The sequence below is a fragment of the Azohydromonas caseinilytica genome, from assembly GCF_012927045.1.
GTDB lineage: Bacteria > Pseudomonadota > Gammaproteobacteria > Burkholderiales > Burkholderiaceae_C > Azohydromonas > Azohydromonas caseinilytica.
Genome location: NZ_JABBFW010000047.1, coordinates 1 through 22,534, shown reverse-complemented (window position 1 = coordinate 22,534; position 22,534 = coordinate 1). Strand labels below are relative to the sequence as shown.

General features: G+C 65.6%; 23 protein-coding genes and 4 pseudogenes. 9 read left to right on the top strand and 18 right to left on the bottom strand.

The annotated features are described in order from the left end of the window. Nucleotides 1-438 precede the first annotated feature (438 nt). Nucleotides 439-681: pseudogene (locus HHL10_RS28800) on the top strand (transposase domain-containing protein); the annotation flags it as partial. 78 nt (nucleotides 682-759) lie between these two features. Here HHL10_RS28800 and HHL10_RS30875 read toward each other — a convergent pair. From HHL10_RS30875 to HHL10_RS28775, 5 genes and pseudogenes are all read right to left on the bottom strand, one after another. Beyond that, nucleotides 760-1,341: pseudogene (locus tag HHL10_RS30875) on the bottom strand (IS5 family transposase); the annotation flags it as partial. A gap of 76 nt (nucleotides 1,342-1,417) precedes the next feature. Next, nucleotides 1,418-3,208, bottom strand: coding sequence for a phosphoenolpyruvate--protein phosphotransferase (gene ptsP, locus HHL10_RS28790; protein WP_169163870.1), 1,791 nt, complete (start codon nucleotides 3,206-3,208; stop codon nucleotides 1,418-1,420). Between the two features lie 98 nt (nucleotides 3,209-3,306). Then, nucleotides 3,307-3,576 carry an HPr family phosphocarrier protein gene (locus tag HHL10_RS28785; RefSeq protein ID WP_169163869.1) on the bottom strand — a complete coding sequence of 90 codons (270 nt, stop codon included), beginning with the start codon at nucleotides 3,574-3,576 and terminating at the stop codon, nucleotides 3,307-3,309. Between the two features lie 9 nt (nucleotides 3,577-3,585). After that, nucleotides 3,586-3,927, bottom strand: coding sequence for a PTS sugar transporter subunit IIA (locus HHL10_RS28780; protein WP_235971854.1), 342 nt, complete (start codon nucleotides 3,925-3,927; stop codon nucleotides 3,586-3,588). Between the two features lie 103 nt (nucleotides 3,928-4,030). After that, nucleotides 4,031-4,537 (bottom strand): hypothetical protein, encoded by a 507-nt coding sequence (locus HHL10_RS28775; RefSeq protein ID WP_169163868.1) that lies wholly within the window; start codon nucleotides 4,535-4,537, stop codon nucleotides 4,031-4,033. Between the two features lie 138 nt (nucleotides 4,538-4,675). Between HHL10_RS28775 and HHL10_RS28770 the strand changes: the two genes are divergently transcribed. Further along, the gene (locus tag HHL10_RS28770; protein ID WP_205833270.1) at nucleotides 4,676-5,182 is read left to right on the top strand and encodes a TlpA disulfide reductase family protein; all 507 of its coding nucleotides are present in this window, start codon (nucleotides 4,676-4,678) and stop codon (nucleotides 5,180-5,182) included. Between the two features lie 58 nt (nucleotides 5,183-5,240). After that, nucleotides 5,241-5,416, top strand: a pseudogene (locus HHL10_RS28765) (IS3 family transposase); the annotation flags it as partial. 99 nt (nucleotides 5,417-5,515) lie between these two features. Here HHL10_RS28765 and lipA read toward each other — a convergent pair. Further along, nucleotides 5,516-6,526: a lipoyl synthase gene (gene lipA, locus HHL10_RS28760; RefSeq protein WP_205833269.1), complete on the bottom strand. Its 1,011-nt coding sequence runs from the start codon at nucleotides 6,524-6,526 to the stop codon at nucleotides 5,516-5,518. Further along, a complete protein-coding gene (gene lipB, locus HHL10_RS28755; RefSeq protein WP_169163873.1) occupies nucleotides 6,523-7,221 on the bottom strand; it encodes a lipoyl(octanoyl) transferase LipB in 699 nt (232 codons plus the stop codon). The genes lipA and lipB overlap by 4 nt, the downstream gene beginning before the upstream one ends. Between lipB and HHL10_RS30870 the strand changes: the two genes are divergently transcribed. Further along, on the top strand, nucleotides 7,211-8,083 hold the full coding sequence (locus HHL10_RS30870; protein ID WP_169163866.1) for a tetratricopeptide repeat protein: 873 nt from the start codon (nucleotides 7,211-7,213) through the stop codon (nucleotides 8,081-8,083). The genes lipB and HHL10_RS30870 overlap by 11 nt on opposite strands. On the opposite strand, the gene HHL10_RS28745 is transcribed toward HHL10_RS30870, so the two are convergent. The 7 genes from HHL10_RS28745 to HHL10_RS28715 all read right to left on the bottom strand — a co-directional run bounded on the left by HHL10_RS28745 (nucleotide 8,067) and on the right by HHL10_RS28715 (nucleotide 13,493). Further along, nucleotides 8,067-8,351 (bottom strand): YbeD family protein, encoded by a 285-nt coding sequence (locus tag HHL10_RS28745; RefSeq protein WP_169163865.1) that lies wholly within the window; start codon nucleotides 8,349-8,351, stop codon nucleotides 8,067-8,069. The two genes, HHL10_RS30870 and HHL10_RS28745, sit on opposite strands and share 17 nt — an antisense overlap. Nucleotides 8,352-8,436: 85 nt before the next feature. Next, nucleotides 8,437-9,336 carry a D-amino acid aminotransferase gene (locus tag HHL10_RS28740; RefSeq protein WP_169163864.1) on the bottom strand — a complete coding sequence of 300 codons (900 nt, stop codon included), beginning with the start codon at nucleotides 9,334-9,336 and terminating at the stop codon, nucleotides 8,437-8,439. Between the two features lie 38 nt (nucleotides 9,337-9,374). Then, nucleotides 9,375-10,523 carry a D-alanyl-D-alanine carboxypeptidase family protein gene (locus tag HHL10_RS28735; protein ID WP_169163863.1) on the bottom strand — a complete coding sequence of 383 codons (1,149 nt, stop codon included), beginning with the start codon at nucleotides 10,521-10,523 and terminating at the stop codon, nucleotides 9,375-9,377. Nucleotides 10,524-10,607: 84 nt separating this feature from the next. Further along, nucleotides 10,608-11,216 carry an alpha/beta hydrolase gene (locus HHL10_RS28730; protein WP_169163862.1) on the bottom strand — a complete coding sequence of 203 codons (609 nt, stop codon included), beginning with the start codon at nucleotides 11,214-11,216 and terminating at the stop codon, nucleotides 10,608-10,610. Next, the gene (locus tag HHL10_RS28725) at nucleotides 11,216-11,542 is read right to left on the bottom strand and encodes a (2Fe-2S) ferredoxin domain-containing protein (RefSeq protein WP_169163861.1); all 327 of its coding nucleotides are present in this window, start codon (nucleotides 11,540-11,542) and stop codon (nucleotides 11,216-11,218) included. Before HHL10_RS28725 ends, HHL10_RS28730 begins: the two co-directional genes overlap by 1 nt. 306 nt (nucleotides 11,543-11,848) lie before the next feature. Next, nucleotides 11,849-12,967, bottom strand: coding sequence for a VanZ family protein (locus HHL10_RS28720; RefSeq protein ID WP_169163860.1), 1,119 nt, complete (start codon nucleotides 12,965-12,967; stop codon nucleotides 11,849-11,851). An 85-nt stretch (nucleotides 12,968-13,052) separates the two neighbouring features. Continuing rightward, a complete protein-coding gene (locus tag HHL10_RS28715) occupies nucleotides 13,053-13,493 on the bottom strand; it encodes a CopD family protein (RefSeq protein WP_169163859.1) in 441 nt (146 codons plus the stop codon). A 287-nt stretch (nucleotides 13,494-13,780) separates the two neighbouring features. On the opposite strand from HHL10_RS28715, the gene hemB reads away from it, so the two are divergent. Further along, nucleotides 13,781-14,785 (top strand): porphobilinogen synthase, encoded by a 1,005-nt coding sequence (hemB, locus tag HHL10_RS28710; RefSeq protein WP_310734698.1) that lies wholly within the window; start codon nucleotides 13,781-13,783, stop codon nucleotides 14,783-14,785. A 13-nt stretch (nucleotides 14,786-14,798) separates the two neighbouring features. Next, complete coding sequence (locus tag HHL10_RS28705; RefSeq protein ID WP_169163857.1) at nucleotides 14,799-15,905, top strand: magnesium transporter CorA family protein; 1,107 nt, start codon at nucleotides 14,799-14,801, stop codon at nucleotides 15,903-15,905. 16 nt (nucleotides 15,906-15,921) lie between these two features. Here the strand turns inward: HHL10_RS28705 and ybeY are convergent, their stop codons facing one another. Further along, a complete protein-coding gene (gene ybeY / locus HHL10_RS28700; protein ID WP_169163856.1) occupies nucleotides 15,922-16,380 on the bottom strand; it encodes an rRNA maturation RNase YbeY in 459 nt (152 codons plus the stop codon). Nucleotide 16,381: 1 nt separating this feature from the next. Continuing rightward, entirely contained in the window at nucleotides 16,382-17,341 is a 960-nt protein-coding gene (locus HHL10_RS28695; protein ID WP_169163855.1) for a PhoH family protein, read from the bottom strand. Between the two features lie 100 nt (nucleotides 17,342-17,441). On the opposite strand from HHL10_RS28695, the gene HHL10_RS28690 reads away from it, so the two are divergent. The 3 genes from HHL10_RS28690 to ruvA all read left to right on the top strand — a co-directional run bounded on the left by HHL10_RS28690 (nucleotide 17,442) and on the right by ruvA (nucleotide 20,721). Next, nucleotides 17,442-19,310, top strand: coding sequence for a sensor histidine kinase (locus HHL10_RS28690; protein ID WP_310734697.1), 1,869 nt, complete (start codon nucleotides 17,442-17,444; stop codon nucleotides 19,308-19,310). A gap of 106 nt (nucleotides 19,311-19,416) precedes the next feature. After that, nucleotides 19,417-20,070, top strand: coding sequence for a response regulator (locus HHL10_RS28685; RefSeq protein WP_028996861.1), 654 nt, complete (start codon nucleotides 19,417-19,419; stop codon nucleotides 20,068-20,070). A 78-nt stretch (nucleotides 20,071-20,148) separates the two neighbouring features. Next, nucleotides 20,149-20,721 (top strand): Holliday junction branch migration protein RuvA, encoded by a 573-nt coding sequence (ruvA, locus tag HHL10_RS28680; protein WP_169163854.1) that lies wholly within the window; start codon nucleotides 20,149-20,151, stop codon nucleotides 20,719-20,721. Nucleotides 20,722-20,947: 226 nt separating this feature from the next. On the opposite strand, the pseudogene HHL10_RS30865 reads toward ruvA, so the two are convergent. After that, nucleotides 20,948-22,003, bottom strand: a pseudogene (locus HHL10_RS30865) (IS110 family RNA-guided transposase); the annotation flags it as partial. A 72-nt stretch (nucleotides 22,004-22,075) separates the two neighbouring features. Beyond that, on the bottom strand, nucleotides 22,076-22,261 hold the full coding sequence (locus tag HHL10_RS30860) for an ATP-binding protein (RefSeq protein WP_375138995.1): 186 nt from the start codon (nucleotides 22,259-22,261) through the stop codon (nucleotides 22,076-22,078). Nucleotides 22,262-22,534 lie beyond the last annotated feature (273 nt).

Below are 22,534 nucleotides of genomic sequence, written 5' to 3'. Positions count from 1 at the left end.
CAGGCGGCAGCAACCTCGCTACCGCCCTGTCCTTGAATGCCTGTCCGAAACGAGCCACTGATCACTTCTTCCTACGCCCCCTGGTTTCCTGGTTCTATGGGGACGACAGGTATTCTGACGCGGGGGGTCTATACCCATGCGTGCTGCCACCACTACCCCGGTGGATGCGGCGCCTGCTCTTCACGCTCGCTTCGGCGCCGCCGTCGGCCTTCCTCGTTATTGTGGCGAGTCGGCATCCACGACGGCTTTTCGAGGCCTGCTCAGTGTTCACTCACGTTGCGGCCCGCATGGCCTGCTGGCCTCCTACGAGGCCTTTTCAAGCAGTGCTTCAGCCCATTCGTTACCTCCTGGACCGCTCCTTGTGCTTCCGGCCGGAGCGCGAGTTGGCCGGGTCGGACTTTCACCGACGGAACAACCGTGCCTTGACAAGGCACACATAACAACCACCTGGAACAGCAGATGCGCTGCTGGGCCATGGGCAGAAAAGCATGGCTGTTCTGTGGCAGCGAGCTCGCAGGCAAGCGCGCTGCGGTGGTGATGAGCCTGGTGCAGTCCGCGAAACTCAACGGCCACGATCCGTGGCAGTACCTGCGTGACGTGCTCGCCCGGCTGCCTACCCAGCTCAACAGCTGCCTCGAAGAATTGCTGCCCCACCGCTGGCAGCCTGCCACCGAGCGCTGAAAGCCTGCCGCGCCTCGGCCGCCGCGTCAACGTGGTGCAGCAGGACGCTTACGGTGCGCTGTTCAAGGCGGCTGCGAATCGGCGGGATCACTGCAACTTGACCGGCTTGGGCAAGCACGTCGATGACACAAGCCTGGGCGTCATAGGCCTTGTCGGCGATGACGGCATCGGCCGTGACCGCGGGCAACAGCGCATCGGCGCCTTCGAGATCGTGGGCTTGGCCCGGGGTGAGGTGAAAGCCCGTGAGGTTGCCCAGTGCGTCCGTCGGGGCATGGATCTTGTTGCTCAGCCCGCCCCGGCTGCGTCCGATGGCTTGCGCTTGCTGGCCCCCTTTTTTGCCCCGGCACTGTGCTGGTGGGCCCGCACGATGGTGGAGTCAATCATGGCGTACTCGTTATCCGCGTCCTGCGTCAGGTGCTCGAAGACACGCTGCCACACGCCGGTTTTGCTCCAGCGCGAATGGCGGGTGTGCACGACGCGGAAGTCGCCGAAGCGCTCGGGCAAGTCACGCCAGGGGACGCCAGCGCGGTAGCGGTAGAGCACCGCGTCGACGAAGAGCCGGTTGTCGCGCGCCGTCACGCCCACATGGCCCTCTCGCCCGGGCAGCAAGTCCTTGATGCGCTCCCATTGGTCATCCCTGAGCGCATACCGGCGTGTCATCGTTCTTCTTCCGTTTTGTCTTGTACAGGCCGCAATGATCTGTCAATTGATGACGGGCCCTAATGACACAGCAAGATTAATAAGGCAGTGCAATTTCAACTGTATCCTCCACACGGTCGCAAGCGGCAGCCCAAAAGTTTTGGGGATCGTCGGCTTGAAGGGTATGCTCAACTGCACTTTGAAGCTTGCGTGTGTCAGCTCTCAGTACACGCTGCTTGATACCCGCAATTTGCGCTGGATGCATTGAGAAGCTACGTAGGCCCATTCCGAGCAGCAATTCAGTGAAAGCGGGATCGCCAGCCATTTCACCGCACACACTTACGCCTTTGCCATATTGCTGTGCACATGCAATGGTATCCGCAATAAGCTTAAGCACTGCAGGATGCCAAGGGTCGTACAGGTGAGCCACTTGCTCATCAGCCCGATCAATGGCCAGTGTGTACTGAATAAGGTCGTTAGTGCCGATAGAGACGAAGTCAAAGTGCCGAAAAAAAGCAGGTAGCATCATGACTGCGGCAGGCACCTCGATCATAGCTCCCACTTCCACATCACCAATCGAGTGCCCTTTATCCAACAATTGTTGACGCGCCCGCTTGATCAATTCCATGGTCTGCCGAATTTCACGTAGGTGCACCACCATCGGCAACAACAACTTAATCTTGCCGTAGGCACTGGCACGCAAGATGGCGCGAATCTGCTGCCGGAACATTGCCGGCTCGGCTAAGCTCCAACGAATGGCCCGTAGGCCCAGAGCTGGATTAAGGGAGTGCTCATGACGCAATTCTTGGGGCGACATGCGCTCCAACGGCTTATCAGCGCCGATATCCACTGTGCGTATCGTCACTGGCAAACCGGCCATAGTCTGCACCACGGAGCGGTAGGCTTCAAACTGCTCTTCCTCGCTAGGGAGTACACCGCCGCGGTTCATGAACAGAAATTCTGTACGAAACAGGCCGACGCCTACGGCGCCGGCATCTACCGCAGCCTGCGCGTCACTAGGCAACTCGATGTTGGCAAGCAGTTCCACATTTTCGCCATCCAATGTCAGTGCTGGCGTATGCCGCAGTCGGTTCAACCTAGCACGCTCAAGTTCGCTTTGCCGCTGGCGGAACCGATACTCTTCCAAAACAATTGGTGAAGGATTGACGACAACCACCCCCGAATCCCCGTCGATAACCACCCAATCGTCCTGGCGAATGAGCCGGCTGGCCTCACGGGCGCCGACCACTGCGGGAATGTCCATGCTGCGTGCAACAATAGCGGTGTGAGAGGTCTTGCCTCCGACATCGGTAACAAACCCGGTAAAAACACTGCGCTTAAACTGAAGCATGTCTGCTGGCGCAATGTCGTTGGCTACCAGCACCAGTGGATCCTCGCCGGCAAAGTCTCGTGCCGGCTGTGCAACGGAAGATAAAGAGGGCATACCGTCGCGCGCTAAAGCTCGCAGCAGTCGCTCCGTGACCTGCTCCATGTCGGCCTTACGGCCACGCAGGTACTCATCTTCCATTTCATCGAACTGCCGGGCCACGACTTCCAACTGTGCGGACAGGGCCCATTCAGCGTTGTAGTGCCGCTCTAGAATCCAATGCATGATGGCTTCGGCCAGCGCATCATCATGCAATAGCATCAGATGTACATCCAGCAATGCCGAGAGTTCAGGTGGCGCCTCTGTTGGCAAGTCGCGCTGCAGGGCACTTAGTTCAGCTGCTACAGCATCGCGCGCCCGACGCAACCGGTCGATCTCGCGACGCGTCTGCGAAGCAGGCACAAAATAATGCGCAACATCCACGCGGCTGGAGGCCACCAGCACTGCACGACCAATGGCAACGCCGCGCGAAACCGGCAGCCCGAAGACCTGAATGCTCATCCGAATCACTTTAGCAGCGCAGCACCCGCTAACGTCTTCGGATTGGCCCGAAGTTTCCTTTCTTTAGCAATGTTTGCCACTGCTGGATCAAGATCCGTTTACTGCCCCTCACCGAACTTGTCGTCCACCAGAGCTTTCAGCGCCAAAGCAGCAGCTTCTTCGTCAGTTCCCTCGACCTCCAACTCGACTTGCGCGCCTAAACCTGCGGCTAGCATCATCACACCCATGATGCTCTTGGCATTGACTCGACGCCCGTTGCGGCTGAGGTAAATCTCAGAAGCAAAGCTGGCTGCTAGCTTGGTGAGCTTGGCCGATGCCCGGGCATGCAGCCCCAGCTTGTTGCTGATAGTCAGCGTGGTCTGAATCATGAAAAGCAATTAGGAAACAGGGTTGTGCGGCGTGGGCAGTTGCAGCACGCCCTGACTGGCACCAGCCAAAGCGCGCGTCACTAGCGACTCTAGTGGCTCAGCGGCATAGCACAACGAGCGCCAAAGCATCGGTACGTTGACACCGGCGATCACGCATACTCGCTGTGTGTCGGCCAGCCGCTGGGCGACGTTGCACGGTGTGGCGCCGAAAACGTCGGCAAGAATCAACACCTCTTCAGTGCCCAAACGCTGCATCATCGCGCGAGCTCGCAGCTCCACCTCTTCAGGACTTATGTGCGGCTCTACATCCAGCGCCTGCAGCGGTACGCCGCTATCTGCAAAGGCATGCATGGCTACCGCTTGGAGTGCGGAGGCTAAGGGTGCATGAGCAATGAGAAGAAGTCCAACCATGACTGGCATTATGCGCACCTGATCCAAGGTGGCCGTTGACCGATCAGCGCACGTGCAACGCGTCCATGAAAGTGCGTACGGCCGCGGCGTCTGAGGTGCCGTCCAGCACGGTGGCCTGTAGCACTTGTGTACCGTGGGCAAACACCAGCAGCTGCGCCTGCACCGCACTGCCGTCAGGACGCCGCCCTTCCAGGACATAGCGACGTGCCTGCACGTTGGATGTCATGCCTGGCACCTGCACCGGCTCGCTTAGTGGCAGCAACGTCTGCAAATTGCGCGCTTGTGCCGCGACCAGCGCTGCCAGAGCGGCATTGACACGCGCCGGACTGCGCACATCGGCCTGTGCCACCGCAAAGCGCAAACCTGCGGCTTGGCAGGCATGCAAAGTCATCGTCACGGGTTGTCCGGCAAGCGACAGCGTCCGAGCCAGATGTTCGGGCTTGCATGGAAACAGCGCCACGGCACCACCCTCTAACGGCACTTCACGCCAGTTGAGCGTCGGCGTACAAGCGGCCAAACACAGTGCCAAGCCGACATAGCGTTTGCTCATGCGGGCTATATTGACATGGTGCTACTCTTGCTTGAACCAGGCCCAGCGACCGTAACCATGCCAATGTCCGACATTCTTCGGAAGCCTTCAGCCCCAGAATAAACTGCGTCTTTCGTCTGCACCGAGCGAGTGCTCATCATGAATTTGCGCCGTCCTCTCGTCGGTTTGGCGACCACCCTGACGCTGGTCGCGGCCGTGCTGGCTTGGCAAAGCATGGCTCGTTATGAGCCAGCCCCAGTTGTGAACTACACGCTGCTGGACGGCAGTGCCGGCAGCACCGAGGCGCTCAAGGGCAAAGTGGTGCTGCTGAACTTCTGGGCCACCAGCTGCGTAACTTGTGTCAAGGAAATGCCCCAGCTCGTTGCCACGCATAACAAATTCAAGGATCGCGGTTTCGAGACGCTAGCCGTGGCGATGAGTTACGACCCACCTGCCTACGTTGCCAAGTTCGCGCAAACACGCCAGTTGCCTTTCGGTGTAGCTATCGACAACACCGGTCAGATCGCCCGGCGTTTTGGCGACATCCAGCTCACGCCTACGACCTTCTTAATTGACCAGCAGGGCCGTATTGTCAAACGCTATGTCGGCGAGCCTGACTTCGCCGCACTGCATACGCTGGTCGAGGGTCTGCTGAAAAAAGGCTGACGCCCCGACCGCCGTTAGCAGTACTTTGTTGGAGCGGGATCGGCGCCGGTGCGACGCGCGCAAGCCCACTCGGCCAGGGTCGGGCAGGCGCAGCGATGAAGTCTTGCTGGTGCACATAAGAGCCATCCATGCCAAGGTCCGTCAGGAGCACGGCTGGCCGCGGATGAAGGAGTTGCTGGCGCGGGACACCGCGTGGGCAAGAAGCGCGTGCGTCGCCTCATGAGCCGGCCTGGACACCTTCAGACCGCCTGCCTGTAGCGACATGAAAAAGCCGGGTGCAAGACCCGGCTTTATTGGGCACCGGAGCCGGCGCCTAAGCCCATTACGACTGACTCAGGCCACTGGCGCCAAGCCTGCTGCATGGGCTTGCTGGTCGGCGTGGTAGCTTGAACGCACCATCGCGCCCACTGCGGCGTGCGTGAAGCCCATCTTGTAGGCCTCATCCTCGAACATCTTGAAGGTGTCGGGATGCACGTAACGGCGCACCGGCAGATGGTGGCCACTGGGTGCGAGGTACTGGCCCAGCGTCAGCATGTCGATGCCATGCGCGCGCATGTCACGCATGACCTCCAAGATCTCCTCGTCCGTCTCGCCCAGGCCCACCATAATGCCGCTCTTGGTCGGCACGCCAGGGGCAAATTCCTTGAAGCGCTTGAGAAGATTGAGGCTGAACTGGTAATCCGAGCCTGGGCGTGCCTCCTTGTACAGACGTGGCACGGTTTCCAGGTTGTGGTTCATCACATCGGGCGGTGCAGCCTTGAGGATGTCCAACGCGCGGTCCATGCGACCACGAAAGTCGGGTGTGAGGATCTCGATCTGCGTAGCAGGCGAAAGCTCACGTGTCTTGCGGATGCATTCCACGAAATGCCCCGCACCACCATCGCGCAGGTCGTCGCGGTCCACGCTGGTGATGACCACGTACTTGAGCTTCAAGGCCGCGATGGTCTTGGCCAGGTTCTCCGGCTCATTGATGTCGAGCGGATCCGGACGGCCGTGGCCCACATCGCAGAACGGGCAGCGCCGGGTGCACTTGTCGCCCATGATCATGAAGGTCGCCGTGCCCTTGCCGAAGCACTCGCCAATGTTGGGACAGGAAGCTTCCTCGCACACCGTGTGCAACTTGTGCTCGCGCAGGATCTCCTTGATCTCGTAGAAGCGCGTGGTGGGCGAGCCGGCCTTGACGCGAATCCACTCCGGCTTCTTGAGCACCTCCGCCGGCACCACCTTGATCGGGATGCGCGCCGTCTTGGCCTGGGCCTTTTGCTTGGCGGTCGGGTCGTACGGTGCGGGAGCGGCGCCCTGGGTCACGGGCGTGGCGGGAGCGCTGGGGAGATCGGTGCTCATCGGCTCAATTGCGACTGCAGGCGCTGCGCCAGTCGCGCGGCCGCGTCATCCCATGTGGTGAAAACGTCAATTTTAGCGAGGTCGATGGTTTGCAGCCCGGCATAACCGCATGGGTTGATGCGGTTGAAGGGCTCCAGGTTCATGGCCACGTTGAGGGCCACACCGTGGTAAGTGCAGTGCCGGGTGACCTTGATGCCCAGCGCCGCGATCTTGCCCAGGCCACGGAACGGATCGCGCGGATCGGCAGGGCCGGTCAGCGCAGCATGCCCAAAAGGATCGTCCAACTTGACATAGATGCCCGGCGCGCCGCTGACGCGGTGCCCCGTGACACCGTAGTCCTGGAGCACGCGCAGCACGGCCGATTCCAGCCGGTAGACGTACTCGCGCACGAAGATGCCCAGCCGCTGCAGGTCGATCAGCGGATAAGCCACCACCTGTCCTGGCCCGTGGTACGTGACCTGCCCGCCGCGGTTGGTCTGCACCACCGGGATGTCGCCCGGTGCCAGCACATGCTCCGCGCGACCGGCCACGCCTTGCGTATACACCGGCGGATGCTCGCACAGCCAGATCTCGTCGGGCGTCCGGGCCGTGCGTGCCTCGGTAAAGGCTCGCATGGCTGCTTCGGTGGCGGCGTAATCGGCGCGACCCAGCCATTTCACCTGTGGCGCGTCGAAATGAGAGGCAGTGGCTGTCATCCCGCCATTGTCGTTCGCCTGCATTTGCCTATCCTCCGCGGCCACCGCCCTGCCCTGGGCGCGGGTGTTTGCGCACACCATTCGATCGAGGCAGTGCCGCCGTATCGTGGGCTCATTGATCCGCACCGACGCCGAGGCCGCAATGAATCACCGCCTTTTCCTCTCCGTCCTGCGCCCGGCCGCGGCCGCACTGTCCGCGTGGGCCCTGGCCACGGCGGCCGCAGCGCCGTCCGCGGAGGCGCAATCCGCCCTGAACGCGGCGGTGCAGGATTACGAAGCGGGACACCTCGAGAAAGCGCGAGCCGCCTTCGAGCGGCTGTCGCGTGCCGGGCTGCCGGCGGCGGATCACAACCTCGCCGTCATGCATCTGCGCGGCGAACTGCCCGGCGCCAGCACGCAGGAGGCCTTGCGGCTGATGACGCGCGCGGCACAGCACGGCTTTGTCACGGCGATGTTCGAGCTGGGCCGCCTGCACGAGAGCGGCTATCTTGGCCGGATCGACCTGGCCGCCGCGCACCGCTGGTACGCGCAGGCCGCCGAGGCCGGCAGCACCGCGGGACAGGTGGAAACGGCCACCGCCTTCTACCTGGGCCGCGGTGCGCCGCGTGACGCGGCCCAGGCCGCGCATTGGTACCGCGCCGCGGCGGTGGCAGGAGACCAAGGCGCGCAGTACCTGCTGGCCTCGATGTACGAAGCTGGCGACGGCCTGCCGCAGGACCTTCGCCTGGCGCGCTACTGGTATGCCGCGGCAGCCGTCGGCGGCGACCCGGCCGCGGCGCTGAAAGCCCGCGCGCTGGCGCAGCGCCTGGAGGCCGACGCCGTCGCGCCGCCGGCCGCCTCCGGGGTCACAACACCACCTTGACCATCGGGTGCGTGGTCAGCGTGCGGTAGAGTTCGTCGAGCTGCTCGCGGCTGGTGGCGGTCACGGTCACCGTGAGCCCGAGGTAGTTGCCGCCGCTGCTGGGCCGGCGCTCGACGCTGGCGGCGTCGAAGCCGGGGTCGAACTGCAGCACGACGGCCACCACGGCTTCCTCGAAGCCCTCCACGTGCGCTCCCATCACCTTGATCGGGAAGGGGCACGGGTAGTCGATGAGCAAGTCGCGGGGCGTGGGAGTGGCGGCAGTGTTCATGGCCTGACAACGGGTAAGCGGCAAGGCGCCGCGCAATGAAAAAGGGTGCGGCAAGCACCGCACCCGTGGCAGAAGATGGAGCGCCTCAGACGGATTGCAAGATCTTGGCGCGCTGGTAGGCCTCGTAGAGGCGCCCGTACACCGGGCCGGGCTTGCCGCGCAGCGCGCCGTGGCCGACGGGCTCGCCGTCCAGCCGCGTCACCGGCAGCACCTCGCGCGCGGCCGAACTCAGCAGGATCTCGTCGGCCGAGCGCAGGTCGGCTTCGGGAATGGGGCGCAGGTTGTAGGCAATGCCCACTTCCTCGCACAGCTCGCGCAGCAGCTCGTAGCGGATGCCTTCAAGCACATGCTCGCTCTTGGGCGGCCCCAGCAACGCGCCCTCGTGCACCACCCACACGTTGCTGGCTGAGCCCTCGGTGAGGTAGCTGATGCCGCTGGCGGCCTCGCGCAGCAGGATGGTTTCGCTGGCGCCATGGTCGGCCGAGATCTGGCGCGCCAGCACGTTGCCCAGCAACGAGGTGGTCTTGAGGTCGCCGCGCTCCCAGCGGAAGTCGCGCGCCGTGATGCAAGCCACGCCTTGGTGGCGCTGCTCCGGCGTCGGCGCCCGCGTGGGGCTGCTCATCATGAACACTGTGGGCGTGAGCCCTTCGGGCATGACGTGGTCGCGTGGCGCCACACCGCGCGTGAGCTGCAGGTACAGCGACTGGTCTTCAGCCGGCTGCGCCGCGATCAGCCGCCGCGCATGCGCCAGCCACTGATCGCGGTCGAAAGGATTGGGAATGCGCAGCCGGCCCAGGTTGCGCTCCAGCCGCGCCATGTGGTCGGCGAAGCGAAAGAGGCGCCGCCCGTACACCGGCAGCAGCTCGTAGACACCGTCGCCGAACAGGAAGCCCCGGTCCAGCACCGGCACCCGGGCCTCGGCCAGCGGCAGGAACTCGCCGTTGAGAAAGCACAAGCTGTCGGGTGAGACGGGCTGGGGGTGCATCGCGCGGCTCCTGGGTTGGGGACGGCAAACGACTCAGGTTACTTGATCCACAGCCGCAGCGCATCCCAGGTGCGGCCAATGAAACCGGCCTGCTCCACGGGCTCCAGCACCACCAGCGGCACCTCGGCCACCGGCGTGCCCGTGCGCGTGCTGACCTTGACCGTGCCCACGCGCTGGCCCTGCGCCAGGGGCGCCACCAGCGGGTCGCTGCGCTCGACCTTGGTCTGCAGCTGCTGGCCCTCGCCCTTGGGCACTGTCACCACCACGCCGGAGGCGGCGCCGAGCTTGGCCTGGGCGCTGGCGCCCTTCCACACTTCCGGCGTAACGATGGGCTTGCCGGGTTCGAACAAGCGCACGTTGTCGAAGGCGCCGTAGCCCCAGTTCAGCAGCTTCTGGCTCTCGCTGGCGCGCGCCTCGCGCGAGGCCGTGCCCAGCACCACCGACAGCAGCCGGCGCTTGCCGTTGGGGAAGTCACGGTTGGCGCTGGCCACCAGGCAGTAGCCGGCAGCATCGGTGTAGCCGGTCTTCATGCCGTCCACCGTGGGATCGCGACGCAGCAGCAGGTTGCGGTTGTCCTGGCGGATCTTGTTGTAGGTGTAGTCCTTGAGCGCGTAGTACGGGTAGTACTCGGGGAAGTCGCGAATGATGCGGCTGGCGATGATGCCCATGTCGCGCGCCGTGCTGCGGTGCCCGGGCTCGGTGATGCCGGTGACGTTCTTGAAGGCCGTGTTCTTGAGGCCGAAGGCCTGCGCCTGCCGGTTCATCATGGCCACGAAGGCCTCCACGGAGCCCGCCACACCCTCGGCCAGGGCCACGGAGGCGTCGTTGCCCGACTGCACGATCATGCCGCGCAGCAGCTCATCCACCTTCGGGCTCATGGTGGTGTCGATGAACATCACCGAGGCGCCGCCCTTGCGCTCGTTCCAGGCGCGCTGGCTCACCGGCAGGGTCTGCTCCAGCGTGATCTTCTTGTCGCGCAGCGCGGCAAAGACCACGTAGGCGGTCATGAGCTTGGTCAGCGAGGCCGGGTCGGCCGGCGCATCGGCATCGCGCTCGGCCAGGGTCTGGCCGCTGGAGAGGTCCATCAGGACGTACTGGCGCGCCGCGATCTCGGGCGGCTGCGGCGCTTGGGCGAAGCAGGAAAGAGCCAGCGGCAAGGCCAGCAGGAAGGCAATCAGGCGTTTCATGGGCAATTCAGGGTGGGGAAACGTCAACGCGGCGCGCCGCCCGTGCGACGACGGGCGGCCGCCGAAAAAAGCAGGAAGAAGTTCTCAGTGCGCCAGATGGCGCAGCACGATGGACTTGAGCAGCGGCAGCTGGCCGTGGAAGAAGTGGCCCCCGCCGGGCACCACCACCACCGGCAGCGCTTGCGGGCGGGCCCAGTCCAGGGTGGCCGACAGCGGCACCACCTCGTCATGCTCGCCGTGCACCACCAGCGTGTCCGCAGGCACGGGCGCGACGTCGAAGCGGCTGGTGGCCGGGCCGACCAGCACCAGGCGCTGCGGCGCGGGCTGCACCCGCTGCGCGGCCTGCGAGGCCACGAAGCCGCCGAAGGAGAAGCCGCCCAGCACCAGCGGCTCATCGCCCTGGCGCAGCGCGGCGATCACGGCCAGCGCATCCTCGATCTCGCCGCGGCCCTCGTCCCAATGGCCGCCGGAAGCACCGACGCCGCGGAAGTTGAAGCGCACGGTGCGCCAGCCCAGCTGCACGCAGGCACGCGCCAGGGTCTGCACCACCTTGTTGTCCATGGTGCCGCCGTGCTGCGGGTGCGGATGGCACAGCACGGCCAAGCCGCGCGGGTCGCCCGCGGGCGCGTCCAGGGCACATTCGATCTCGCCGGCCGGGCCCGGCACGCGCAGGCGCTGGGTGTGAGCGTTCATCAGCGGCCCACGTCCGGCGGCAGCAGCAGGCGCTCCACCACCCGGCCATCCTTGAGATGCGACTCGACGATCTCGTCGATGTCTTCCTTGTCCACGAAGGTGTACCAGGCGGCCTCGGGATAGACCACCGCCACCGGGCCACCGGCGCAGCGGTCCAGGCAACCGGCCTTGTTCACGCGCACCCCGCCCGGACCGGCCAGCCCGGCGGCCTTGACGCGCGCCTTGCAATGGTCGAAAGCCGCCTGCGCGTCGTGCTGCGCACAGGCGGCTTCCCCGTTCTCCCGCGCGTTCAGGCAGAAGAAGATGTGGTGCTTGTAGTAGCTCATCCCCGGAATTGTAGGGACGGGGTTTCACTTACAGGCAGTCACCTGACGTTGCCGCAGTGGACGCTTGTGCCGCCCGTTCCGCGTGGAGCGCGGCAGGCCAGCAGGAGCTCCAAGCCGGACGCTCACCATGGCACATGGCTCTGCTCTCGCCGCAGCCATAGTGGTGCCTGGAGGGCTCGGCCTACAGGATGCCGCCAGGGCGGGATTGATCAGAAAATCTGTACAAATCCGGCAATGCATGGCGTATTTATCGAGCGCGCCTGAACAATCCGGGGCCGCTCGCCGAATAGGCTTCCTGTGCCCGGCTCAGGCATCGTCACGTGCACCGATGCGCAGCAGCAACCACAGGCCGGCGGCATAAGGCCAGAGCCAGCCGATCCAGCGCGCCAGCCCGTGGAAACGGATGAAACGCCCTTGTGCCCAGGCCTGCAGGCTCTGGGCGTAGTAAGGGTTGTCGGGTGCCTGCGCCACCACCGCCACCAACGCCGTGAGCACGATCAGCCCCACCGCCGCGGCCATGCGGCGGGGCAGCAGGCTGCACCCCCAGGCCGCCAGCAGTCCGAGCACCAGTCCCGGCACGGTGGCCGGCGTGAGCCAGGCCAGCGCGTGCTCGGGGCCAAAGTTCAACGCCGTGGACAGCGCGCTCACCGCCAAGGCCAGGGCCAGCACGAGCAGGGCCAGCACGGCCCGGCGCGCGCGCGAACGCATCACGGCAAAAGCCACCAGGCAGGGCCCCAACAGCCCCAGCGCGATCGCCAGCATCTCGGTCGGGCGCGACAGCGGCGTGCTCTCGGGCAGCAACGGCCGCAGCCAGGGCTCGACGGCGGCGGCCCAAGGCGTGTCCTCCAGCGCCAGCAAGGCCAACTCACGGACCTCGTCCCAGCATTGGCCCAGGCCCAGCGGCACGGGCGTCGGAAACAGCAGCCCCAGCGGCCACAGCAGCAGCAGGGTCAAGGCGCCCGCGCTGGCCGGGATGAACCAGCGGTCGCGCAGCGTCTGCCAGCCACGGATCGCCCCCAGCGCCTGCAGCGCCGCCGCCAGCAACGCGCCCACCACGCCGCCGCCGCCATTGAGCAGCCAGTCCTCGCGGCTGGGCACGCGCTCGGGCAGGAAGTTCTGGATCAGCTCCAGCGTGTAGGACATCAGTCCCGGCAGCAGTGCCGCCGCCAGCAGCGCCCACCACCAGCGCCAGCCGCTGCGCACCCCGGCGCCATAGAGCAATGCGCCCAACGGCATGTAGCCGATGAAGTTGGCCCACAGGTCGAAGGCGATGTAGTACTGCGCCCAGGGCAGCACCAGCAGCGACTCCAGCGACTGCCCCGGCGGCCAGCGCCAGCCGCTGAACGGATACAGCGTCGCGTACACGATCAGCAGCGCGAAGGCTGCCGACAACGGCAAGGCCGTGGTGCCGCTGCGGCGGGCCATCAGCGCCCCGGCTCCATGGGGCGGCGGCGCAGGCTGTGCCGCATGGTCGTGTCTCCCAGCGCTTCTTCCACCACCACGGCCAGGTTCAGAAAGGCTTGACCACCACCAGGATCACGATAGCGGCGAACAGCAGCACTGAGACCTCATTGAACATGCGGTACCAGCGGTGGCTGCGCTGGTTGGCCGACTGCTCGAAGCGGCGCAGCATCGTGCGGCAGGCATGGTGGTAGCCAATGACGCCGATCACCAGGGCCAGTTTCGCGTGCAACCAACCATTGCCCGGTCCGCGGCCGATGCCCGCGCCCAGCCACAGCCACAGGCCCAGCGCGAGCGCCGGCACCATCAGCATGCTGCTGAAGCGGTAGAGCTTGCGCGCCATCAGCAGCAGCCGCTCACGCTCGGCATGCGAGTCCGCCGGCACCATGGCCAGGTTCACGAACAACCGCGGCAGGTAGAACAAGCCGGCGAACCAGCTGGCCACGAAAACGATGTGCAGGGCCTTGGCCCACAGGTACGCGGAACTCATGCGGCCATTATCGGCAGCCCCTGATCCGGGCCTGCTGCGATGCAGCAAAGGGGGCAGGTCAAAAAAGAAAGCCCCGGGCATCGCCCGGGGCCGCAAGCCTTGCGCTGTCATGACGTCAAGGCACCTGCTCAGGGAGGAAAAGCAGGGAATGACGCCTCGCGGCTATCATTCGACTTCCAGTCTAGCAGGCGCTTGCCTGCGCCATGCGGGCCGGTCACGAGGGCTTACGGGGCTTTCATTCCCCACGCGGCTGCAGCCGGCTCCGCGCCGTACCGAGGACGCCTTCCGTGCACATCCTGCCCCCTTTTCCCGCCAGCCGGCCGCGCCGGCTGCGCCGTGACGATTTCACCCGCGCCCTGGTGCGCGAGCACCGGCTGGCGCCACAGGACCTGATCCTGCCGGTGTTCCTGCTTGATGGCACCAACCGTGTCGAGGACGTGGCCAGCATGCCCGGCGTGCAGCGCATGAGCCTGGACCGGCTCTACGCCGTGGCCGAGCAGTGTGTGAGCCTGGGCGTGCCGGTGATGGCGCTGTTCCCGGTCATTGATGGCGCGCTCAAGACGCCCGACGGCCGCGAGGCGGCCAACCCTGATGGCCTGGTGCCGCGCGCTGTGCGCGAGCTCAAAAGCCGCTTCCCACAGCTGGGCCTGCTCACCGACGTGGCGCTGGACCCCTACACCAGCCACGGCCAAGACGGCCTGCTCGACGACAACGGCTACATCCTCAACGACGCCACGGTGGCGGTGCTCAAGGCGCAGGCGCTGGCGCAGGCCCGGGCCGGCGTGGACATCGTGGCGCCCAGCGACATGATGGACGGCCGCATCGGCGCCATCCGCACCGCGCTGGAGGAAGCGAACTTGGTGCACACCCGCATCATGGCCTACAGCGCCAAGTACGCCAGCGCCTTCTACGGTCCTTTCCGCGACGCCGTGGGCAGTGCCGGCAACCTGGGCAAGGCGGACAAGAAGGTCTACCAGATGGACCCGGGCAACAGCGACGAGGCGCTGCGCGAGGTGGCGCTGGACATCGCCGAGGGCGCCGACATGGTGATGATCAAGCCCGGCATGCCGTACCTGGACATCGTGCGCCGCGTGAAGGACGAGTTCCGCATGCCGACCTTCGCCTACCAGGTCAGCGGCGAGTACGCGATGCTCAAGGCCGCCGCGGCCAACGGCTGGCTGGACCATGACGCGGTGATGATGGAGTCGCTGCTGGCCTTCAAGCGCGCCGGCGCCGACGGCGTGCTGACCTATTTCGCCCTGGACGCTGCACGGCTGCTGCGCGCGCGCTGAAGCGAGTGCATCGATGCGGGCGCTCTACATCGGCGCTGACGGCGTGGTGGCGCTGGAGGCCCTGCCCAGCGTGCTGCCGCTGGAGGGCTTCCTGTGGATCGGCTGCGAGCGCCCGGCCTTCGAGGCCGAGGCTCCGGCACTGCAGGCTGCGCTGCTGCGCTGGGATTGCGGTGCACTGGTGGACCTGCATGTCTCGGACCTACTCAACGCGCAGCTGCCCAGCAATTTCGACTACACCTCCTGGTACGACCTGCTGGTGTTTCGCCGCCTGGCGGCGTCCACGCCCGAGCCGGGCAATGGCACCAACGGCAACCACGGCGGCAATGGAGCGGCGGCCGGGGCCGCACAGCCGGCGCCGGCCCTGGTGGACACCAGCCCGGTGGGCTTTGCCGTCTATGACCGCGTACTGATCACCGTGCACCCACCGCAGTGCCCGGTGCGCGCCTACTTCGAGCGCCGCCTGGGCGCGCCCGGCGGCGTTCGCGAGCGCGGCGGCCCGCGCCTGCCCACCAGCCCGGCTGACCTGATGCTGCGCATGGTCAACCACATCGTGGACAGCTACCTGGACCTGCGCCGCCTGCTCACGCGCCAGCTCGGCGCGCTGCAGCAGGCGCTGCTGCACCCGCGCAGCCGCTTCCACGACTGGCAGGTACTGCTGGACGCACGCAACGCACTGCACCTGCTGGAGGACACCTGCGAGGATCAGCGCGCCGCGATGCAGGAGTGGATCGACGGACTGGAGGAGCAGCCCCCGCACGAGACGCATCTGGCACGCGAGTTCGAGCTGCTGCGCGTGCGCTCGCGCGACGTGCTGGAGCACATCGAGCGCGTGCTCTCGCATGTCCGGCGGCTGCAGCAGTCGGCCGAGACCGCAGTGCAGATGCACTTCTCCGCCATTGGCCACCGTACCAACGACATCATGCGCACGCTCACCGTGCTCACGGCCATCTTCCTGCCGTTGAACCTGATCACGGGCTTCTTCGGCATGAACTTCGACGCCCTGCCGCTCATCCACACCAGCACCGGCGTGTGGATCGCCGTGGCGCTGATGGCGACGCTGGGCCTGGGCCTGGGCTGGTTCTTCTGGCGCAAGCGCTACCTGGGCACGCAGCGGCGCTGAACGGCGCAGCCCTTGCTCAGACGGCGTTACCGTAGGGGTCGTGCAAGCCCAGGCCGAGCAGGATGCGCGTCTCCAGCGCCTCCATCTCCGCCGCCTCGTCGTCCTCTTCATGGTCGAAGCCCTGCGCGTGCAGCGTGCCGTGCACCAGCAGGTGGGCATAGTGGTCCGCCAGCGGCAACTTCAATTCGCCGGCCTCGCGTTCCACCACCGGAGCGCAGAGCACGAGGTCGGCCACCACCACTGGCTCGTGGGCGTAGTCGAAGGTCAGCACGTTGGTGGCGTAGTCCTTGCCCCGGAATTCTCGGTTGAGCTGGCGTCCCTCCTCCTCGCCCACGATGCGCACCGTGATCTCGGCCGGTAGTTCGTCCAGCGCGGCACGAATCCAGCGCCGCACCTTGTGGCGCGGCAGTTCGGCCCGGTGGGAGGGGTCGGCGAACTGCAGCGACAGGCTCAGTTCGGGCAGCGTGGCGGCCATGTCAGCGTTCCCCCCGGGCATCGGCGGCCTCGTAGGCCTGGACGATGCGCGCCACCAGCGGATGGCGCACCACGTCGGCCGCGGTAAAGCGGGTCATGGCAATGCCGCGCACCCGCTGCAGCACCCGCTCGGCATCCACCAGGCCACTGGTCATGCCCTTGGGCAGGTCGATCTGGCTGGTGTCGCCGGTGACCACGCACTTGCTGCCGAAGCCGATGCGGGTGAGGAACATCTTCATCTGCTCAGGCGTGGTGTTCTGTGCCTCGTCCAGGATGACGAAGGCGTGATTCAGCGTGCGCCCGCGCATGAAGGCCAGTGGCGCGATCTCCAGCGTCGCGCGCTCGAAGGCCTTGGTGACGCGGTCGAAGCCCATCAGGTCGTAGAGCGCGTCGTAGAGCGGGCGCAGGTACGGATCGACCTTCTGCGTCAGGTCGCCGGGCAGGAAGCCCAGCCGCTCGCCGGCCTCCACCGCCGGACGGGTGAGGATGATGCGCTGCACCTGGCTGCGCTCCAGCGCGTCCACGGCGCAAGCCACGGCCAGGAAAGTCTTGCCGGTGCCCGCCGGACCCAGGCCGAAGGTGATGTCGTGCGAGAGGATGTGCTTCAGGTACTGCACCTGGTTGGGCGTGCGGCCCTGCAGGTCGGCGCGCCGGGTATGCAGCACCACTTCGCCGCTCGGCGTTTCGCTGGCCGGGGCCGTGTCGCTGCTGGCGGCTTCGGCCAGCGCCAGTTGCAGGGCTTCGGGCGGAATGGGCTTGTTGGCACGCTCGTACAGGCGCTGCAGCAGCGCGGCGGCCCGCTCGGCCTCGCGCTTGGTGCCCTCGATGCGGAAGGACTCGTTGCGCCGCGTGAGCTTGACGCCCAGCGCGTCCTCGATGGCGCGCAGGTGCTCGTCCGTGGCGCCGCACAGGTGCGACAGGCGCTCGTTGTCGAGCGGGATGAAGGCATGGCGCAGGATCAAGGCAGCCTCTGGTCTCTGAACGGGGGGCGCATTGTCGCTGCCCCAGCACACACCGTGCCGCCCGGACAGTCCCGGCACGGGGCTCCTGCACAATGGCTCAATGGTCCGATTGCACCCCGAAGCGCTGCTGCGGCGCCTCCTCGCACTGCTGGCCCTGATGCTGGCACTGGCCACCACCGCCACGGCTGGCGTGCTTCGCATCGACCGGGCACTGAGCGTCGAGAGCGATGACAACCGGTTTCCGGAGGGGCTTTCCCAACGTACGGTGACGCTGCCCGACGACTGGAACGCCTCGCGCCCGGGCCATGCCGGGCCGGTGTGGTACCGCGTGCGTTTCGATGCGCCACTGCCGCAGGACAGCGGTGAACTGCTGGCGCTGTACGTCGAACGCGCGTGCAGCAACCTCGAAGTGCAGCTCAACGGCCAGCGGCTGTACGCGGCCGGACGCATGCACGAGCCCATGACGCGCAACTGCCACCATGCCCAACTTGTCACGCTGCCGGCGGCGCTGTTGCGCTCCCAGGGCAACGTGCTCGACATCAAGGTGGCCGGACAGGCGCTGGAGCGCGTGGGATCTCGGCTGCGCGCGGGCGGGTTGTCAGTGCTGGAACTGGGTCCGCACGCGGCGCTGGCACCGCTGCAGGACCGTCATCACACGCTCAACGTCACGCTGCCGCTGGTGCTCAGCGGCAGCCTGCTGCTGCTGGGCAGCTTCATGTGCGTGCTGGGCTGGCTCAACCGGCGCCACAGCCACCTGGCTTACTTCGGCATGCTGGCTGTGGGCTCGGCGCTGCTGACGGCGCGCCTGGGCTGGCGCGATCTGCCGCTCACCAGCTTCGAGGCCGAAGTGGTGCTGGCCTCGCTGATGCCCATCGTGACGCTGGCAGCCGTGCAGTTCCTGCTGCGCCGGGCAGGTCAACGCACACCGCGCCTGGGGTTGGTGCTGCTGCTGCAATGCGTGCTGGTGCCGGCGAGCATGCTGGTGGGCGGCCCCGAACGCGTGCATCTGCTGTCCAACGCCTGGGCGACGCTGCTGGCGCTGGAGGTCATCGTAGCGCTGGCGCGCTTCCTGCGCCGCGCCTGGCGCCGCCGCGGACAACATGGCTGGGCGGTGGCGATGCTGATTGTGGGTACCGCAGTGCTGGTGGCGGTGCAGCTGCTGGCGCTGCTGGAGCCGCCGGGCTCGACGTTCCTGGCACTGGTGCACCTGTCGCTGCCGCTGACCTTCATCGGCATGGGACTGCGCTTGGTGCAACTGCATGGGCGTGCACTGCAGGATGCGGAAGCCGATCGACGCGTGCTGGAGGCGCGTATCCGCGAGGCCACCGAGGAGATCGAACGCAACTTCGCGCAGCTCACCGAGCTGCGCATCGAGCAGGTCACGGAACGTGAGCGCAAGCGCATCGCAGCCGACTTGCACGATGACCTGGGCGCCAAACTGCTGACCATCGTCCACACCAGCGACAACGAGCGCATTTCCACGCTGGCGCGAGAGGCGCTGGAAGAGATGCGGCTGTCGGTGCGTGGCCTCACCGGCAGGCCAGTGCGGCTCATTGATGCCCTGGGCGACTGGCGTGCCGAAGCCATGTCGCGCCTGGCGCAGACCGGCATTGAGGCGCGCTGGGTAGCCCCCACCGATGACATGCCACAGACGCTGTCGGCGCGAGCCTACGTGCAGACCACGCGCATCCTGCGCGAGGCGGTCAACAACATCATCAAGCACAGCGGGGCCACGCACTGCACCGTGACTTGCCAAATCGAAGGCGGCGATTTTCAGCTTGCGATCCAGGACAACGGGCGCGGCATCCCGATGGAACTCGATGGCCGGCTCGATCGCGGCCATGGCATGTCCAGCATGAAGCATCGCGCCAAGCAGTTGCAGGGACAGTGCTTGGTCGAATCCGGTCCCGGGTACGGCACGGTCATTCGCCTGACCCTGCCACTGGAACGCCATGCCGTGGCGGCTTGAAGCGCACACTCACATCCCTCCAGACGCGGGCCCCCGTGCGAGTGGTCCCTTTGAGGGCCGCTGTTACCATGAACTACACACAACCTGTGACTTCAGTGGAGGCCCTGTGAAGAACATCCTGCTTCTGGAAGACCTGCCGCAGATCCGTACGTGGCTCAAGAGCTTGGTGATGGAGGTCTTCCCCAACGCTGAGATATCTGAGAGCGCACGTGTGCACGATGCTCTTGGTTTGGTTTCGGCGCTGCGCTTTGACTTGGCGCTGGTGGATTTAGGCCTGCCGGACGGCTCGGGCGTGGATGTGGTGACGGCGCTGCGCGAGCAGCAGCCCGAGGCGCAATCGGTAGTCGTGACCATCCACGACGATGATGAGCACCTTTTCCCCGCACTGCAGGCTGGCGCCTACGGGTACATCCTGAAAGAGCAGCCGCGTGAACTGATCACCGAGCAGTTGCAGCGCATCAGCCAAGGTGAGCCGCCGCTGTCGCCCTCAATTGCGCGACGCGTCATCGCCTATTTCGCAGCGCAGGCCAAGCCGCAAGCGCCGTTGATGCCGCATGTGCAACTCACCGAGCGTGAAAGCGAAGTGCTGTTACGCGTGGCCAAGGGCTTCACGTTGCCCGAAATTGGCGTGCAGTTGAATCTGTCGCGGCACACTATTGCTGACTACGTCAAGCAAATCTATCGAAAGCTGAATGTGAGTTCGCGCGCCGAAGCAGCACTGGAAGCACAGCGGCTGGGTCTGTTCGGCCGCAGCCGCTGAAAAGAAAAACAGGGACGGGAAAATGAAGAAATCGACGAGCGCGCCCCTGTGGCCTGATGCGCCGCAGGCGGTGTGCCCGTGATCGGTCGTCTGCAAGGCCAGCTGATCGAGAAGTCCCCCCCACTGGTGATGCTGGACGTCGGGGGCGTTGGCTACGAGGTCGATGTGCCGATGAGCACGTTTTACCACCTGCCCGCGCTGGGCGAGCGCGTTACACTATTGACGCACTTGGTAGTGCGCGAGGACGCGCATCAGCTCTTCGGCTTTCTTGCTCCTGAAGAACGCGCCACCTTTCGCCAGCTTATCCGTATCAGCGGTGTAGGTCCGCGCATGGCCCTGTCTCTGCTGTCAGGTTTGAGCGTAGCGGAGCTGGCGCAGGCGGTGAGCCAGCAACAGAGTGCGCGGCTGGTGAAGGTACCCGGCATCGGCAAGAAAACTGCCGAGCGGTTGTTGCTGGAGCTCAAAGGCAAGCTCGGCCCTGACCTTGAACAGCCTGCCAGCGTCGTCAACGACGCACAGGTCGACATTGTTCAGGCACTCATTGCGTTGGGCTATGCCGAGCGCGACGCCACCGCCGCACTCAAGGCCTTGCCCGCCGACGTGGGCGTAAGCGAGGGCATCAAGCTCGCGCTCAGGGCCCTGTCGCGCTGAGGTCGTGCGACAGAAGTCACTGCCAGCGCTCGTCTACCATGCAATTCCACCGTTTCAACCACGGACATGCTGGCGTTCACCGGACGGTCGTTCACATTGCTGCGGCCCGCAACTGTGCGCAGGCATCTCCGGCGCTCTGGGACCGTCTGACTGAATGAACCGGCCAGAGAAGACCGGGGTCCATGCGGCTATGACCAACCGCACTGATCTAGGAAGAAACTCCCGGTCAGGCTGGCATGGTTTGCACGGTGTAGCCCATCTGTTGAGGTCGGCGGATGAGGCGGTGGGCGGTCTGCGTGGGGTTGGCCTGGTCGAAGTGCGCCGCGCCCAACTCCTGCCATTCGATGCCATTACGCAGCATGTGCCACGCCGCGGTAAGCATGGAGACCACCACGGTGACGATGGCCTTCTTGGCACCGCGGCGTGCACGCAGCCGCCGGAACTGGGCTTGCAGGTAGCCGCTGAACTTGATGGCCGCCCAGGCCGCCTGTACCAGCGTGGCCTTGAGCCACTGGCCGCCGTGGCATAGCCGGGTGCTGCGGCGCTTGCCTGCGCTCTGGTCATTGCGCGGGCACAGCCTGCTCCACGACAGCAGTGCCCTGCCGAAGGGAAGCGCGACCTGTTCACGCCGATCTCAGCTACGAGCACCTGCGCCGTGGTGTCGCTCGCTGATGCCGGGCATGGTCTTCAGCAGCCGCGCGGCGTGGCGAAAGGGCTCCAGCCCACGGCCAACCTCCTGCTCGATGACGGCAATGGCTTGGTCCAGCGCGTCGATGTGCCTCAGGTACAGCTTGAGCATGAAGCGGTGATGCGCGCTGGGGCGCCCGTGCAGCGTCTGCAGCAACTCGGTACGGCTGGCTGGCTTTGACACGCGGGCCGATGCATGCCAGCAGTCGCTCGGGGTCGCGCTCGCCGGCAATGAGCGCCTGCAACCCCGCGTGCTCGCTCTTGCCCGGCATGTCGCTCAAGTACCCAGTGATCTTGATGTCGGTGTCCTCCAGCATATTTCGATGCGCTGCAGCTGCGAAGTGCGCTCGCACACGAATTGCTTATGTGTACGCGCGAGCGCACGCAACTCCTGCAGCGGCTGCGGCGGCACGAAGCTCGCGCGTATGAGCCCATGCGCGAGCAAGTCGGCCAGCCACATTGCGTCGTTGACGTCGGTCTTGCGCCCAGGCACGTTCTTCACGTGCGCGGGGTTGGACAGCACCAGTTCCTCCAGCCAGTCCAAGAGCTCCAGCAGCGCTGAAACCGTGGTGCCAAAGGTGGGTACTTTGCGTATTTCGGCGATCGTGACCGCCACGTCGGTGGCGGTGTTGCGCAGGGTTGCCAGTTTAGTTTTGGACCACGGGTTTCAGCTCATGCTGTCCTCCTGTGACGGTGCTTTCCTTGGCCGCGCAGCGGCCCGGTCGTGGGCCTGAGCCTCGTTCTTGCGGCGCGACTCGCCTTCGAGATCGAAGCGCCGGCAGCGCTGCATGAGCCTGTCGAGGATGGCGTCGGCCGTCGTGGCGCAGCCGATCCAGCCGTGCCAGTGGGCGATGGGGAGCTAGTGGGTCATCCGGCACGATGGGTGGACTTTTGTTCGACAACGACTATTGTTGTTGGGACGGCTGCTTTTCAGGAGGCATGCCATGGCCTACCCACGCAAGGATCAGTTACGTGCGCTGACTGATGAGGAGTCGCAGTTGAGGTAGCCTGACTTCCGTGGACACCCGCCTCGAACAGAGAGCAGACGGGCAAGAGGATGAAGAAGAATCAGAGCTACACGGCGGAGTTCCGTGCCGAGGCGGTGAAGCTGGTCACCGAGCAGAAG